Origin of the sequence: Rhodococcus opacus B4, from assembly GCF_000010805.1 — a bacterium.
Taxonomy (GTDB): domain Bacteria; phylum Actinomycetota; class Actinomycetes; order Mycobacteriales; family Mycobacteriaceae; genus Rhodococcus_F; species Rhodococcus_F opacus_C.
The window spans coordinates 4,876,237-4,890,896 of sequence record NC_012522.1 but is presented as its reverse complement, the minus strand read 5'-3'; the positions used below and the strand labels follow the sequence as shown (position 1 = coordinate 4,890,896).

At 67.3% G+C, this 14,660-nt stretch carries 14 protein-coding genes; 9 read left to right on the top strand and 5 right to left on the bottom strand.

The window, feature by feature from the left end; genetic code table 11:
- Positions 1-9: 9 nt before the first annotated feature.
- Positions 10-852, bottom strand: coding sequence for an HAD family hydrolase (locus ROP_RS22485; protein WP_043825153.1), 843 nt, complete (start codon positions 850-852; stop codon positions 10-12).
- A gap of 66 nt (positions 853-918) precedes the next feature.
- Here ROP_RS22485 and ROP_RS22480 point away from each other — a divergent pair, with 66 nt between their 5' ends.
- On the top strand, positions 919-1,800 hold the full coding sequence (locus tag ROP_RS22480; protein ID WP_012691704.1) for an aldo/keto reductase: 882 nt from the start codon (positions 919-921) through the stop codon (positions 1,798-1,800).
- Between the two features lie 68 nt (positions 1,801-1,868).
- On the opposite strand, the gene ROP_RS22475 is transcribed toward ROP_RS22480, so the two are convergent.
- Positions 1,869-3,044, bottom strand: coding sequence for a cytochrome P450 (locus ROP_RS22475; RefSeq protein ID WP_043825152.1), 1,176 nt, complete (start codon positions 3,042-3,044; stop codon positions 1,869-1,871).
- A gap of 141 nt (positions 3,045-3,185) precedes the next feature.
- Between ROP_RS22475 and ROP_RS22470 the strand changes: the two genes are divergently transcribed.
- Both ROP_RS22470 and ROP_RS22465 read left to right on the top strand, forming a co-directional pair.
- Positions 3,186-4,037, top strand: coding sequence for an SDR family oxidoreductase (locus tag ROP_RS22470; protein WP_012691702.1), 852 nt, complete (start codon positions 3,186-3,188; stop codon positions 4,035-4,037).
- Positions 4,034-4,762 (top strand): acetoacetate decarboxylase family protein, encoded by a 729-nt coding sequence (locus tag ROP_RS22465; protein WP_012691701.1) that lies wholly within the window; start codon positions 4,034-4,036, stop codon positions 4,760-4,762. The genes ROP_RS22470 and ROP_RS22465 overlap by 4 nt, the downstream gene beginning before the upstream one ends.
- A gap of 52 nt (positions 4,763-4,814) precedes the next feature.
- On the opposite strand, the gene ROP_RS22460 is transcribed toward ROP_RS22465, so the two are convergent.
- On the bottom strand, positions 4,815-5,714 hold the full coding sequence (locus ROP_RS22460) for a LysR family transcriptional regulator (protein WP_012691700.1): 900 nt from the start codon (positions 5,712-5,714) through the stop codon (positions 4,815-4,817).
- Between the two features lie 128 nt (positions 5,715-5,842).
- On the opposite strand from ROP_RS22460, the gene ROP_RS22455 reads away from it, so the two are divergent.
- The 6 genes from ROP_RS22455 to ROP_RS22430 all read left to right on the top strand — a co-directional run bounded on the left by ROP_RS22455 (position 5,843) and on the right by ROP_RS22430 (position 12,633).
- Positions 5,843-7,324 (top strand): aldehyde dehydrogenase family protein, encoded by a 1,482-nt coding sequence (locus ROP_RS22455; protein ID WP_012691699.1) that lies wholly within the window; start codon positions 5,843-5,845, stop codon positions 7,322-7,324.
- A complete protein-coding gene (locus ROP_RS22450; RefSeq protein WP_012691698.1) occupies positions 7,321-9,039 on the top strand; it encodes a hypothetical protein in 1,719 nt (572 codons plus the stop codon). Before ROP_RS22455 ends, ROP_RS22450 begins: the two co-directional genes overlap by 4 nt.
- Complete coding sequence (locus ROP_RS22445) at positions 9,039-10,043, top strand: membrane dipeptidase (RefSeq protein ID WP_012691697.1); 1,005 nt, start codon at positions 9,039-9,041, stop codon at positions 10,041-10,043. The genes ROP_RS22450 and ROP_RS22445 overlap by 1 nt, the downstream gene beginning before the upstream one ends.
- The gene (locus ROP_RS22440) at positions 10,040-10,780 is read left to right on the top strand and encodes a hypothetical protein (protein WP_012691696.1); all 741 of its coding nucleotides are present in this window, start codon (positions 10,040-10,042) and stop codon (positions 10,778-10,780) included. The genes ROP_RS22445 and ROP_RS22440 overlap by 4 nt, the downstream gene beginning before the upstream one ends.
- The gene (locus ROP_RS22435) at positions 10,777-11,166 is read left to right on the top strand and encodes a RidA family protein (protein WP_012691695.1); all 390 of its coding nucleotides are present in this window, start codon (positions 10,777-10,779) and stop codon (positions 11,164-11,166) included. The genes ROP_RS22440 and ROP_RS22435 overlap by 4 nt, the downstream gene beginning before the upstream one ends.
- 126 nt (positions 11,167-11,292) lie before the next feature.
- The gene (locus ROP_RS22430) at positions 11,293-12,633 is read left to right on the top strand and encodes an MFS transporter (RefSeq protein ID WP_012691694.1); all 1,341 of its coding nucleotides are present in this window, start codon (positions 11,293-11,295) and stop codon (positions 12,631-12,633) included.
- Between the two features lie 82 nt (positions 12,634-12,715).
- On the opposite strand, the gene ROP_RS22425 is transcribed toward ROP_RS22430, so the two are convergent.
- Positions 12,716-13,894 (bottom strand): thiolase C-terminal domain-containing protein, encoded by a 1,179-nt coding sequence (locus ROP_RS22425; RefSeq protein ID WP_043825150.1) that lies wholly within the window; start codon positions 13,892-13,894, stop codon positions 12,716-12,718.
- Positions 13,891-14,637, bottom strand: coding sequence for a Zn-ribbon domain-containing OB-fold protein (locus tag ROP_RS22420; RefSeq protein WP_012691692.1), 747 nt, complete (start codon positions 14,635-14,637; stop codon positions 13,891-13,893). The genes ROP_RS22425 and ROP_RS22420 overlap by 4 nt, the downstream gene beginning before the upstream one ends.
- Between the last annotated feature and the right edge of the window lie 23 nt (positions 14,638-14,660).

Sequence of the window (14,660 nt, the reverse complement as noted above, 5' to 3'; positions counted from 1 at the left end):
CGTGCGTGGTCAAGGAGTCTCTGGACTCGCTAACCACTCACGGGCGCGGAGCGCCTCCAGGTAGCTCGCGACCCCGTCCTCGTCGTTGCTGGGCAGGACGTGGTCGGCGAGGGCGAGGACTTCGGGCAGCGCGTTGGACGGGCACAGTGCCGTGCCGGCCCACGTGAGCATCGGGACGTCGTTGATGGCGTCGCCGGCGACCGCGACCTCAGCCGTCGTGATGCCGTCGACCGCACACAGCTCGGCGAGGGCGCTCGCCTTGGACACCCCGGACGCCGCCATCTCGACGTACGGCGCACCGGAATGCGTCAGTTCGACGCCGTCGACGCCCGCCGCGACAGCCGCCCGGTACAGGTCCGCGCTGGGCACCTCCGGGTGCCGGGCGACGATCTTCACCATCGGCTCGTCCATGTCGGGCAGCAGCTCCGACAGCGTCATCTCGTGCGGGTGCCGGTGGTGGTCGGCGAACTCGCACAGCGCGGCGTACGCCGGTTCGGCGACGAACCGCGTCGGGCCCACGTTCGCGAACACGACACCCGGCATCAGCGCCCGCACCCGGTCCATCGCCGCCGCGGCCGACGCCATCGCGATGGTCGTCGTCGCCGTGATCACCGGGGTTCCGTCGGCCAGGTCGAGGACGACGGCACCGTTCGCGCAGATCGCCTTCCCGCGGAACCCGCACGACTGCGCGAGTTCGTGCACCGAATGCCGGGCGCGGGCCGTCGCCCACACCACCTCGACCCCCGACCGTCGCGCGTCTTCCATGGCCTGCGCGGTGCGCGGGGAGATCGTGCGGTCCGACCGCAGCAGAGTGCCGTCGAGGTCCGTCGCCAGTAGCCGAATTCGGGTCACCTCCGCATGATGCCAGGCAGCGCATGTGCCCCTCACGACCCCATCGCAGTCGATAGCCTGGACAGCATGAGTCCTCGAGTACCCAGCATCGTGCTGAATTCCGGAACCATCGTCCCCCAGCTCGGCTTGGGGGTCTGGCAGGCCGACAACGCCGAGACCGAGCACGCCGTCGGGTTCGCCCTGGACGAGGCGGGCTACCGGCACATCGACACGGCCGCCGCGTACGGCAACGAGGAGGGTGTCGGCCGCGGCATCGCGAACTCGGGAGTCCCACGCGAGGACGTCTTCCTCACCACCAAGTTGTGGAACTCGGACCAGGGCTACGAGCCGGCGTTGAAAGCGTTCGACGCGAGCCTCGGGCGTCTCGGCGTCGACTACGTCGATCTGTACCTGATCCATTGGCCGCTGCAGGACGACGACCGCATCCTCCGCACCTGGGATGCGCTGGAGAAGATCGCCGAGTCCGGGCGCGCCAAGGCGATCGGCGTGTGCAATTTCGAACCGCGTCATCTGCAGTTGCTGATCGACCGCGGCGGCGTCGTCCCGGCGGTCGATCAGGTGGAGTTGCATCCGCATCTGGCTCAGCAGCCGATCCGTGAGTTCGCCGTCGAGCACGGCATCGCGGTCGAATCGTGGAGCCCGCTCGGCGGCACGAGCAACTCCGGGTGGGGCGACGCGTCCAAGCCGAACACCCTGCTCACGGATCCGATCATCACCCGCATCGGCGACCGGCACAGCAAGTCCGCGGCCCAGGTGCTGATCCGCTGGCACCTGCAGAGCGGTTTGATCGTCATCCCCAAGTCGGTGCACGAATCGCGGATCCGCGAGAACATCGACGTGTTCGACTTCGAACTCAGCGAGCAGGACCTCAGCGAGATCGAGACGATGGACGACGGCGCCCGCGTCGGAGCGCACCCGGACGAGCTCGACATCGGCGCCCCGGAGTAGGCCGCTTCGCGGCTCGTGCGCCTTTTTGGCTGCTCCGACAACCAGAAAGGCGCACGGGCGCGAAGCGCCTACAGCTTCACCGGCATCTCCTCCAGCCCGGACACGAAGTTGGCGGGACGACGCCGCAGCGGGGTGTCGTCGACGAGCACCATGTCGGGAAGCCGCGACAGCAGTTGTTCGAACATGATCCTCGCTTCGAGCCGGGCAAGTTGGTTGCCGAGGCAGAAGTGGGTGCCGAAACCGAAGGCGACGTGCGGGTTCGGCGACCGTCCGATGTCGAAGACGTCGGGGTTCTCGAACACCGCCTCGTCGAAGTTGGCGGATTCGAAGAGCAGCATCATCTTCTCGCCCTCGCGCAGGGCGGTGCCGAAGAAGTCGACGTCGCGGGTGACGGTGCGGCACATGTTCTTGATCGGCGACGACCAGCGCAGCATCTCTTCGACCGCCGCCGGGATGCCGTCCGGGTCGCGCACGAGACGCGCCCGCTGTTCGGGGTGGCGCAGCAGCTGTTCCATCCCGCCGCTGAGGACGTGCCGGGTGGTCTCGTCACCACCGATGAGGATCAGCAGGGTTTCGCCGACGATGTCGTCGTCGCTCAGCCGATGCCCGTCGATCTCGCTGTGCACGAGGATGCTGGTGAGATCCTCGGTCGGGTTGTTGCGCCGCTCCTCGATGGTGCGCAGTGTGAACTCGTTGAACGCGACGTACGCGTTCGCCTGCGCCAGCAGTTCCTCTTCGGTGGCGTTGCTGCCGAGTGCGTTCATCAGGTCGTCGGACCATTGCAGGAACGTGGCGCGTTCCTCGGGGCGGACACCGAGCATGTCGCCGACGACGGCCATGGGGAGCGGCGCCGCCAGATCGCGCACGAAGTCCACTTCGTCCCTGTCGCACGCGGCGTCGATGAGGTGGTCGCAGATCTCGCGGATCCGGCCGACTTTCGCCTCGACCTGTTTGCGGGTGAAACCGGCGTTGACGAGCCGGCGATGCTGCAGGTGCTGGGGGTCGTCCATGTCGATCATCTGGGGCAGCGGGCCCACACCGGGCCGGATCCCGCCCGCGTTCGAGAACAACTCCGGATCGCGTTCGGCGGCCAGGACGGCCTCGTACGACGCGGCGCCGAGAATGCCTTCCGCCCGGTACACCGGCTCGTGCGTCCGCATCCATGCGTACGCCTGCCGCGGGTCGCCGAGTTCCCCCGAGTAGAACCGCCCGTCGATGAGATCGAATTCCGGCCTGTCCGTCATCGAGGCGCTCCTCCGCATTGAATCCCGCCGTTCGTGCCCCGATAATAGAACGTGTTTCTACTATGACGCAGTGGTATAACGGCAGTTTTCATAGATCCCCGGCTCGATAATTGACACGAGTTCTATCACCTGGAGGTGTGCGTGGTTACGAACGACGGCAGCAGCGGGCTCGCGAAGACGTCCGTACTCGTCACCGGCGGCGGCAGCGGCATCGGACTCGGCATCGCCACCGCGCTGGCGGCCGAGGGCGTGCACGTCACGATCTGCGGCCGAAACGAGGAGAAGCTCGCCCGGGCGGCGGAGCAGATCGGCGCCGGCAATCCCGCGGGGACGGTCGACGTCGTGACGGCCGACGTCACGAACGAGGACGACGTCGTCCGCGCGGTCGCGAAGGCGAGCGAGCGCACCGGTCAACTCGACGGCGTCGTCACCTGCGCGGGCGGTAACGAAACCGTGGGCCCGGTGACACAGCTCGACGTCGACGCGTGGCGCAGGACCGTCGACCTCAACGTCACCGGCACGATGCTGACGATCAAGCATGCCGCCCGGGCACTGGTCGCCGGGGGCGGCGGTTCCATAGTCACCATCTCCTCGATCGCGAGCAGCAACACGCACCGCTGGTTCGGCGCGTACGGCCCGTCCAAGGCGGGTGTCGACAACCTGACGCGACTCGCCGCCGACGAACTCGGGGCCAGCAACGTGCGCGTCAACTGCATCCGGCCCGGACTGACCCGCACCGACCTCGTCGCACTCATCACCGACGGCGGCCCGGTCCTGGACGACTACCTGGCGAACACCCCGATCGCCCGGGTCGGCGAGGTCACCGACATCGCCGCGCTCGCCAAGTTCCTCCTCGGTCCCGACTCCACGTGGATCACGGGACAGATCATCAACGTCGACGGCGGGCAGATGCTGCGTCGCGGCCCCGACTTCGGGTCGATGTTCGAGCCCATGTTCGGCGCCGACGGCCTGCGCGGGGTGGTCGCGCCGTGACGTCGCATCAGGTTCTGGGCAAGCAGGTCGAGATGCCCGTGGAGATCCGGGCGGCCTCGGCGTTCACGGCGATGTTTTCGGTCCCGACCGCTGTCGCGCAGTCGCTGATCGACCACACCGGACTGGAGATCCTGCAGTTCCGGCCCGGGCGCGGTGTGTGCGTGCTGGTGTTCGTCGACTACGTGGACGGCGACCTCGGCCCGTACAACGAGTTCGGGGTGTCGTTCCTCGTCCGCGACCACCGGGCCGCCGGGACGTCGGTCCCGCGGGACCTCAAGGCCCTGGCCCAGGGACGGGCCGGCGCGCTGATCCACCACCTGCCGGTCGACGGCGACTTCACCCTGGCCGCCGGCCGCGGCATCTGGGGCTTCCCGAAGGTCCTCGCACATTTCGAGGTCGACCACTCCGGGTCCGTCAAACGCGGGTCGGTGAGCCAGGGCGGTCGGCTGATCGCCCAGTTGAGTGTCAAACAGGGCATTCCGGTGCCGGGTTCGGGCGCGAGTGCGTCGCTCGCCGCGTATTCGCATCTGGACGGGCTCACCCGATTCACCACCTGGGACATGAAACCCAGCGGGGTCCGCTCCCGGCCGGGCGGCGCGGAGCTGAAACTGGGCAGCCATCCGATCGCCGACGAACTGCGGTCGCTGGGACTTCCGAAGCGGGCACTCGTCACGTCGTCGATTCCCGATCTGAAGATGACGTTCGGGGACGCGCAGCCCGTCTGACCCCACGTGAGCGGCAAAGTGTGCGCGGGCACGCTTTGCCACTCACCTGCGCCTACCGGGTTTCGTCCGCCAGGTCCAGGGACGAGGCCACGTCGAGGAAGTGCCGGATCGCCGGGATCTGTTGCCTGTCGGCGCGATAAGCGACCGACACCGTCGACACCGCCTGGGCGTCGGAGAGTGCGACGTACCGCAGGTCCGGGAGGTGCAGGGCACGGAGGCTGGCCGGAACGACGGTGACTCCGGTGTTGGCGGCGACCAGCCCGAGGAGGGTGGGAAATTGGACGGCTTCCTGCGCGGCCTCCAACCGGAAGCCCGCGTGATGGCACAGGGCCGCGATGTGGTCGTACAGTCGCGACACCTGACCCCGCGGGAAGGTGAGAAACCGTTCGTCGCGCAATTCGACGAGCCGCACCGACGCGCGGCCGGCGAAGGGATGCGACGAGTGCATCGCCACCAGCAGCGGTTCACGGGTCAGCGGCCGGACCACGATGCCCTCCGCCCGGTCGACTTCGCGGACCAGCCCGATGTCGAGAATCCCGTCGGCGATCGCCGACAGTTGGCGGTCGGTCGTCGACTCGGACAGTTCCACCTGAACTCCGGGCCACTCCTTCTGCAGGGCGAGCACCGTCGCGGGGACGATCCGCAACGCCGCGGAACTGACGAATCCGATCCGCAGCAGCCCCACCTCCCCGTGCGCCACCTGTTCCACCGCGGCGAGCGCGTGGTCGGCCTCGGCCAGGACCCGCCTGCCCTCGTCGAGAAGCACGCGGCCTGCGTCGGTCAGTTCGACGCGTCTCGTCGTGCGCTCGAACAGCGTGGTGCGCAGTTCCTTCTCGAACTTGCTGATCTGCTGACTGAGCGCGGGCTGTGCGATGTGCAGGCGTTCGGCGGCGCGCCTGAAGTTCATCTCCTCGGCCACCGTGACGAAATATCGAAGCTGCCGCAGTTCCACGCGATTGATACTTGCAACTTATCAGTCGGTTGACAATAGGTACTTCTGCGCGGTGCGCGCCGGGCCTAGCGTTGAGGGCACCGAACTAGTTGAGGGCACCGAATTACCAGCGCTTCGAGGAGTCAGCAGTGCAGCACCACGTCACCGCACCAGACACGGACAATCGTCTCCGCCACCTGATCGGCGGGGAATGGGTGGACGGCGACGGCCCGGTCACCGCGACGACGAACCCCTCCGACGAGACCGTCGTCGCCGAGTACCACCAGGCCGACAGTCGCCTCCTCGACGCGGCGGTGGCTGCCGCGATGTCGGCGCGCCGGGAATGGGACGACCGCGGCATCATCGCCCGCGGACTCGTCCTCCGCCGGGCAGCCGAGATCCTGGCCGAGCGTGCCGAGACGATCGCGACTCTGATGACCCGCGAGCACGGCAAGACGCTCCCCGAATCGCGGGCCGAGGTGGGGGCCACCGTCGAAACCCTGCACTACCACGCGGCCCAGGCACGGAGCGCCGACGGCGCCACCTTCCCCTCGTCACATCCCGACGAGGTGATCCGCACGGTCCGCCGACCGCTCGGGGTGGTGGCCGCCATCACGCCGTGGAACTTCCCGTTGCAGATTCCGGCGTGGAAGCTGGCACCGGCGTTGCTGTGGGGCAACACGGTGGTGTGGAAACCGGCCAGCGACACGGTGGCCGTTGCCGCCGCCTTCGCCGACGTCCTTGCCGCAGCCGGTGTTCCGGCGGGTGTCCTGAACATGATCCTGGGTCCGGGCCCGATCGGCGCGGAACTGGTGGCGCGGCAGGAGATCTCGGGAGTCACGTTCACCGGCTCGGTCCCGGTGGGCCGGTCGATCCAGGCTGCCGCGGTTCCGCGCGGCGCGAAGGTGCAGATGGAACTCGGCGGGCACAACGCGGCAATCGTGCTCCCCGACGTCGATCCGCGGAACGCAGCGGCCGTGCTGATCGCCGGGGCCATGGGAAGCACCGGCCAGAAGTGCACCGCGACACGGCGGATCATCGCCGTCGGCGACGCCTACGACGACCTCGTTCCCGAACTCGTCGCACGGGTGGAGGCACTTGTCGTCGGCGACGGGCTGGACCCCGACTCCCAGATCGGCCCACTCGTCTCCGCCCGCGCGGCAAAGGAAGTGACGGCCGCGATCGAGCAGGCACTGTCCGAGGGCGCCGAACTGCTGGGGTCTGCACCCCTTCCCACTTCGGGTGCGGCTTTCGTGGCGCCGACACTGCTCGCCGGCACCACCGCACTGACCATCAGCCGGGAAGAGGTGTTCGGACCGGTGACCACCGTCTTGCGCGCGAAGGACCTCGACGAGGCCATCGACATCGCGAACGCCACACCGTTCGGCCTCACCGCTGCCGTCTTCACATGCGACGAGCGGGTCGTGCGACGGTGCATTCGGGACCTCGACGCCGGCCTGATCAAGGTCAACGCGCCCAACACCGGTTCCGAATTGCATGCTCCCTTCGGCGGACTGAAGGACTCGTCGTTCCCGGCTCCCCGTGAGCAGAATGCGGCGACGAGCGCCGAATTCTTCACGTGGAGCAAGATCGCCTACGCCCGCACCGGAACACCGAGGAGCGAGGCATGAGACCGACCGCATTGCTCCGCCGGTCGCAGACGTCAGCCCGCTCCCCCGAGCAGGTTCTGGACCCGGCCGATCTGGGAGCGGCCCGCTACACCCGGCACAGCTTCGCCCGATCCTTCCTCCGAACCGCGGCCGCCGAGAAGTGGCGGGTCGAGCGCGAGCGGTGGGACGTCGACGCCGACGGCCGCGGTGAGGTCGTGTACCGCGTCGACATCGGCGGACGCGACGTGAGATTCGTCGTGTTCTCGACGACCCTCGCCGACAGCGATCGCACCGACCGCGTCATCGCCAAGGCGTGGGACGTCACCGCCGCCCTGATCGAAGGTCCGCTCACCGAGAGTCGTTCGAGTGCACTGCGAGTGGAGGTGCCACGTCAGGAAGAAGGCCGGGCGGACGACAGCACCCTCATCTGGACCCGGGCGAACCGCAGTGCACGGTTCTTCGACTACGTCGCCGACCGGCTGTCCGAGGGCGGTCAACCGGACGTCGCGACGATGGGCGACGCCGCCTACATTCTCCGGAGCACCGCGTTCTACAGCAACGGAAAGTTCGGGCTCGCAGATTTCGATCGGCTCGACGCCGACCATCCTCTGCGCCTGCCCTACCGGGCCCACATGCTGACCGCGTGGCTGCTGCGTGAGTTCAGCTACGACCTGGTCGAACACTGTGCCCGTTCCCGGAACCCCCGGGCGGCGCGGCTGTCCGGAGACTGGCGACGCTACCTCGGGCTGGGGAACGCGACCGGTCTCGGCATGGTGCCCTACGTCGTCAATCATCCGCAGGTACTGGACGCCTGGTGCGCCACCCGCGAACTCCCGCTCGCACACGCGCTCGCGCAAACGACCGCACCCGGCGACCCCCGCATCGGTACTGCCCGCGACCTGCTCGACCGGGCCACGCGCTACTTCGCCGAACGCGCGGACATGCCGACGGCCCCGTTCGTCACCTGCGGTGAGCTCTCCTCCCAACTCGACCTCTTCCGCGGCGTACTGTCCGAGTACATCGACTCGGGGACCATCGACGGCACACCGACCGGCCATGCCTGGCGGGCGTTGCACGACCGGGCCGCATCGATCGGGGTGGAGGCCCGCGGAGTGATGGACTCCGTGATCGTCGAGGTGCATACGGAACTCGACACCGAGGTCGAGGAATTGCTGCGCTGCGATCAGCGTCTGGCCGTCGAACCGGCGCAGACCTGTGCCGCGCTCCGCGCCGTCCTCCGGGACCGCTATGCGTGGGTGCAGCGCTTCGACTTCGACGACCCCGACGAGCAGGCCCATTTCTGGTTCTCGTCGGAGAACAACGAGGAGCCGCGCCGGGGACGCCGCGGGGTCGATCCGGGTGAGCACGTAGAGCATCCGATCGACGTCGCCCGATCCGTCGCCGCCCTGGAACGCGATCTGGCAGTCGCTCCGGGTGACGCCACGGTCGCTGCCTTCCTCGTCGAGCATCCTCGGCACCGCGGCATCGTCGCCCGCGTCCAGACGCTCACCGACATCCCGTACGCCGAGGCCCGCGACAACCTGCTCGCCCGGAACTTCCTGCCCCTGAATCTGCAGCGCTTCCAACTCGCGATGTACGGGATGGACAACTTCACCCCGCAATCGACCGACTGGCTGCGCGTGACCCTCTACTCGGGAGCCCCACGGGCCGAAGACGTCGCCGCCGGGATCGACGACGACTGGATCTTCACCCGCAAGCCGCGAAAGGACGCCTAGTGCACACGCTCAGACACTCCGATCTGCTGGTGGTGGACGGACTCCAGATCAACAACTGGGACCGGAAGGTCCTCGAGGAACTGCGCGCCGGCGGTGTCACCGGCGTGAACGCTACCTGCGCGGTGTGGGACGGTCCCGCCGACACACTCGGCGCCGTCGCCCAGTGGTATCAGCTCGCCGCCGACAACGACGACATCGTCACCCTCGCGGCAACCTCCGAGGACATTCGCAACGCGAAGCGGGACAACCGAATCGCCGTGCTTCTGGGATTCCAGAATTCCTCCCCGTTCGGCGACGACTACCGGATGGTGGAGATCTTCCACCGCCTGGGAGTACGCGTCGCCCAGCTCACCTACAACATCCAGAACCTGGCGGGCGGCGCCTGCTACGACGAACACGACTCGGGACTGACGGCGTTCGGACGCATCATGATCGCCGAGATGAACCGGGTGGGCATGCTCGTCGACCTCTCCCACGTCGGGAACCGCACCTGCCTGGACGCCATCGACGCATCGCGCACTCCCGTCGCGATCACCCATTCGAACCCGACCTGGTTCGTCGACAGCCCCCGCAACAAACCGGACGAGGTCATCGATGCGCTGGCCGCCCGCGGCGGCGTCATCGGCTGCTGCCTCTACCCGAACGTTCTGGGCGGCGAATCGACGTCCAGTGCGGATTTCGCGGTCATGGTCGCGCGACTCGTCGACCAGATCGGCCCCGACCACGTCGCGATCGGGAGTGACTGCACGCGCAACTGGTCGGAGGACTACGTCGCGTGGCTGCGCAACGGCCGCTGGCGACCGCCCAGCCAGAACCCGGTCGAACCCGAGTGGCCGATGTGGCCGCACTGGTTCTCGGGCCCGTCGGACTTCCCGGTACTCACCGAGTGCCTGCAGAAGGTCGGCCTCGACGACGGAACCATCGCGAAGATACTCGGCGAGAACTGGTTGCGGATCTTCGACGACGTCTTCCCCGGACTGCACGGCACACAGGAACGCCGATGACCGACATGCTCATCCACGAATCCGAGCACCACACCGCATCCCCCGCGAGCAACCGAATCAGGCTGGCAGTACGTGAGGTTCGCGAGACCGCGTTCCGCGCCCTGTACGCCGCGGGCGTCGCTGCGGGCGAAGCCCGTGGCGCCGCCGACGTCGTGACGGCGATGCAACTCCACGCCCGCACCGGCATCGACACGCTCCTGGACACGATCGCCGGACTCGATTCGAATCCCGGCGACGCCACGCTGACCAGGGGGCCGGGAGTCGACATCGTCGAGCGCGCACCGAGGAGCGCCCTGTTGACGGGCCCGCTGGCGGTCGATCTGGCGCTGTCGCAGTCCCGTCCGGTTCTCCTGCCCAGGATCGTCGATCACGAGGCCGTCGCCTGGTACGCCCTGCACGCCGCCACCCGGTCCGGTGCGACCCTGTGGCTGATCACCCTCGACGACGGCGGGCACCCGGCCGACGCGACCGTCGTGACGGGTGCGGGCGACATGTACCGCGGCGTTTCCACGGCGGCGCTCGCAAGTGGCGCGCCGACCGACGGTGAGTACGGCGGCGGCACACTCGTCCGAACCGCGCCGCCCGCCTCGCACCCCACCCGTCCCATCCACACCGCCGACGAAAGGGAGACGCGGTACCGCCACGCCGTCTCCTACGGTGTGTTCGTCGACGCCGCGACGTGGTCGCGCGCGTACGAACTCGGCAGGCGATTCCTCGTCCCGGAGGCGCACTCATGACCGATCAGCGTGAACTCGTCCCGCACCCGGCCGGCACCGAGCGCCCGTACGCGAGAGCGGCGGTGTTCGCAGGCACCATCTGGGCCTGCGGGCAGATTCCCACCACCGCGGACGGACGGACGCCGGCTGCGATCGGCGACCAAGTCCGGGTCGCGCTCGACAACCTGGAGGCCACTCTCCGGGCGTCGGGCGGGGGCCTGCACACTCTCCTGAAGACCACGGTGTACCTGGCCGACCTCTCGGAATTCGACGAGTACAACACCGCCTATCTGGCTCGGCTGCACGGCATTCCCCTGCCGCCGCGGACGACGGTCGAGGTGGCTCGATTCCGCGGCGACAAGCGAATCGAGATCGACGGAATCGCGGCCGTCGACCCAGCGAATTGATAAGCACTGAGCATGAATTGGTAGGAGATTGGTAATTCCGCGAAGCGAGTTCGCTTCCTACTGTGGCAGCAACCACATCACGTGGGGACCAACCCGCAAGCCCACACCCCCGATGGGATTCCTCAGATGAACCTCGACACCACCGTCACCGCCCGATCGGGCGTGACACTGGACAGCGCCAAGCTCAACGGCTTTCACGCCAAACTCGCCCTCTTCTCGTCTGGCGGCCCCTTCCTCGACGGCTACATCCTCAGCATCATCGGCATCGCGATGGTCCAGATTCAGGCGCAGTGGGACATGAGCGCACTGTGGGCCGGCCTCATCGGATCCTCCGCGCTCATCGGAGTCTTCCTCGGTGGCGCCGTATTCGGTGCCGTGACCGACCGGATCGGCCGGAAGTTGATGTACACCATCGACCTGATCGTGATCATCGTCTGCTCGGTGCTGCAGTTCTTCGCAGCGGACGAAATGCAATTGTTCATACTGCGCCTGATCATCGGCATCGCGGTCGGCGCCGACTATCCGATCGCCACCGCGCTGGTGACAGAATTCGCACCGAAGGCGTGGCGCGCCAAACTCGTCGGCGGCCTCAACGCCATGTGGTTCGTGGGCGCAACCGTCGCTGCGTTCGTGGGATACCTCCTGCTCAGCAATCCCGACGGGTGGAAGTGGATGCTGCTCTCCTCCGCGGTTCCCGCCACCCTGATCGTCATCGCCCGCACGAGCATTCCCGAGTCCCCCCGGTGGTTGCTGAGCAAGGGACGGTCCGGCGAGGCATTGACCGTGTTGCGAAAGACCATCGGGGAGGGTGCAACGCTCGACGATCTGCCCGACGAGGAAGGAAGCACGTCCATTCGCGGGTTGATGCGCGGCGGATACCTGAAGCGGGTCGTGTTCATCTCGATCTTCTGGACGTGCACGATCGTGACGCTCTTCGCCATCTACGCGTTCGGCCCGCAGATCCTCGAACTCTTCAACCTCGGCTCCGGAAATCTCGCCCACATCGGGTACGGCCTCATCAACCTGTTCTTCCTGATCGGCAACGTCGTCGCACTGCTCCTCGTCGACCGGCTCGGGCGACGGCCGATCCTGATCTGGGGGTTCGTGCTCTCCGGTCTCGGACTGCTGTTCCTCGCGATCAAGCCGGACGCGGGCCTGTGGGTGATCGCGTTCGCGTTCGCCATCTACGCGCTGTTCAACGGCGGTCCCTCCATCCTCGAATGGATCTACCCCAACGAACTGTTCCCCACCGAGGTGCGGGCCACTGCCGTCGGCCTCTGCACGGGGATCAGCCGTATCGGTGCGGCGATCGGCACGTTCGCCACCCCGTGGGCACTGTCCAATCTCGGACTCTCCGCAACGATGTACATCGCCGCGGGTATCGCCGGAGTGGGCGCACTCGTCAGCTTCCTCATGGCCCCGGAAACCCGGGGAACGGATCTGAGCGACGCGGCCTCGCTGCGCTGAATCCGCACCCCCACAGACCCGCCCCTCCGCCGCGCGACGTCCCGGCGGAGGGGCGAACCACCAGTCATGCTGGTGTCGATTTTCAGAGTGCGGACCGGGACCCGAAGACGGTCGAACTCACCAGCGGTGCCATCGGACCTCCGATCAGGAGAGATATCTCCGCGTCCTTGACGGGGTTCGGTGATCCACCGCGTATCTGACGCACGGCTTCCACCGCGAGCCCGATGCCGTGCACGAATCCTTCGGCGATGTTTCCGCCTGCAGTGTTGATCGGCAGTGTGCCACTGGGAACGGTGAGATTCTCCAGAGTGAGATACTCGCCGGATTCTGCGCCGCGCGGGCAGAGGCCGTGATCGATCATTGCGGCTACCGCTGGTCCGGTGAAGTTCTCGTACACCTGGGCGACATCGACGTCGCCGGGGCCGATTCCCGCGGTGCCCCACAGTCTCTCCACGAGCGCAGGATGGAATCCCGCACTCGAGTAGTGGTCTTCGTTCTCGGCCGATTCCGACCATCCGCGCGCGGCTCCCTGGACGCCGGCCAGAATGTACGCCGGATCGCCCCGATAGTCGTCCACACGGTCGGCGGGAACCACGAGCAGCGCTGCTGCTCCGTCGTTCTCGCGGGAGCAATCGAAGAGGGTGAGAGGCTCCGACACGACTCGCGCTCCGGTGTAGGTGTCGTGGTCGACCGAACGACCGTAGGCCACCGCGCGTTCGTTGGTCCGTGCATGGAAGTAACCCGCTCGAGAGACAGCTTCGAGGGCTGATCGCGGCACCCCTTCGACCTCCATGAGCCGCTGTGTCCGCAGGGCGCAGATCTGGACCGGGGTGAACATTCCGTGCGCCGAGTACAGCGAACTTACGTAACCCTTGTTGTACGCCCTGCGCCCGTCGGTATTCTCGCTCAGCCCGCGATACACGGCGACGCACTCGGCCTGACCGGAAGCGACCGCCGCACCTGCCATGTTGATCGCCGCTGCAACGCCACCACCACCGCCGCCCCACACTTCGGACGACCACCGGACCTCATCGACACCGAGCGCGGCACCGATGACGAGCCCTTCGCTGGAATCATGACCGTACGAGACGAATCCGTCGACCTTGCGCGGATCCACCGCGGCATCGTCACACGCAGCCATGATCGCCTGCAGGACCAGTTGGGGTGTGGTGAACGGGCTCGTTCCGCGCTTGTGGTAGGGGGTGCTGCCCGCGCCCACCACCGCGGTTGTACCCCGGAATCCTGATCGTTTACCTGTCATTGCCACTCTCCCTCAGCAACGTGCCACCGAACAAGTGGCGATCCGGTCGTGCCGGGCGGCGGAGTGTCGATCTTGCCCTGGACACTCATGCCGATCCTGACCTCGCGCCCGTCCGTGTCCTCCAGAACACCCAGCACGCGACTGTTTCCGGCCTGGGCCAGTTCGACCAGCACGACGACATAGGGGAGGTGTCCGGCGGTTTCCGGGCTGAAGTTCTGCCAGGTCCGCGTCCACGAGTAGATTCTTCCCGCAGGATCGACGGTCTCCCACGTGGTGTTCAGCGAACGGCAGTGGGGACACATCGGACGTGGCGCCCAGATCCATTCGGTGCAATCGCCACATCGCTGCAGTCGCAATTCGCCGTTGGCCAGACCGGCCCAATGTTCCTGATCGACGCCGTCAGGGCTCGGCCCGTACTCGTTCATCCAGGGACGCGTCTCGGGGATGTTGCGCACGCGCGTCACCCGCCAACTACCTCCGAACGGTACCCAGCATGCACGAAGCTCGACCGACTCTCCCCGGACGTCCGTGTACTTCGTGACCGCAACGACCTCACCATCCGGTCCTGCTTCCGTGCTGACCAATTGCGCACGGACGAGGTCGGCGGGAACCGTGGCCGACGTCAGCAGTTGGCCTACCCGGTCGGGAAGGAAGTCCGCGATGAGACCGTCATGGTCGCCCGCCACGGTCATCCGCCCGTGTTCGACGATTAGATCGATCAGCGCTTCGGGCACGTGTGCCATACTCATCTCCTCGTGTATTCGCT

Coding starts and splice junctions, on each gene's coding strand:
- ROP_RS22450 (WP_012691698.1), top strand. CDS start 7,321: ATGAGACCGACCGCATTGCTCCGCCGGTCGCAGACGTCAGCCCGCTCC.
- ROP_RS22425 (WP_043825150.1), bottom strand. CDS start 13,894: ATGACAGGTAAACGATCAGGATTCCGGGGTACAACCGCGGTGGTGGGC.
- ROP_RS22435 (WP_012691695.1), top strand. CDS start 10,777: ATGACCGATCAGCGTGAACTCGTCCCGCACCCGGCCGGCACCGAGCGC.
- ROP_RS22420 (WP_012691692.1), bottom strand. CDS start 14,637: ATGGCACACGTGCCCGAAGCGCTGATCGATCTAATCGTCGAACACGGG.
- ROP_RS22480 (WP_012691704.1), top strand. CDS start 919: ATGAGTCCTCGAGTACCCAGCATCGTGCTGAATTCCGGAACCATCGTC.
- ROP_RS22440 (WP_012691696.1), top strand. CDS start 10,040: ATGACCGACATGCTCATCCACGAATCCGAGCACCACACCGCATCCCCC.
- ROP_RS22475 (WP_043825152.1), bottom strand. CDS start 3,044: ATGACGGACAGGCCGGAATTCGATCTCATCGACGGGCGGTTCTACTCG.
- ROP_RS22430 (WP_012691694.1), top strand. CDS start 11,293: ATGAACCTCGACACCACCGTCACCGCCCGATCGGGCGTGACACTGGAC.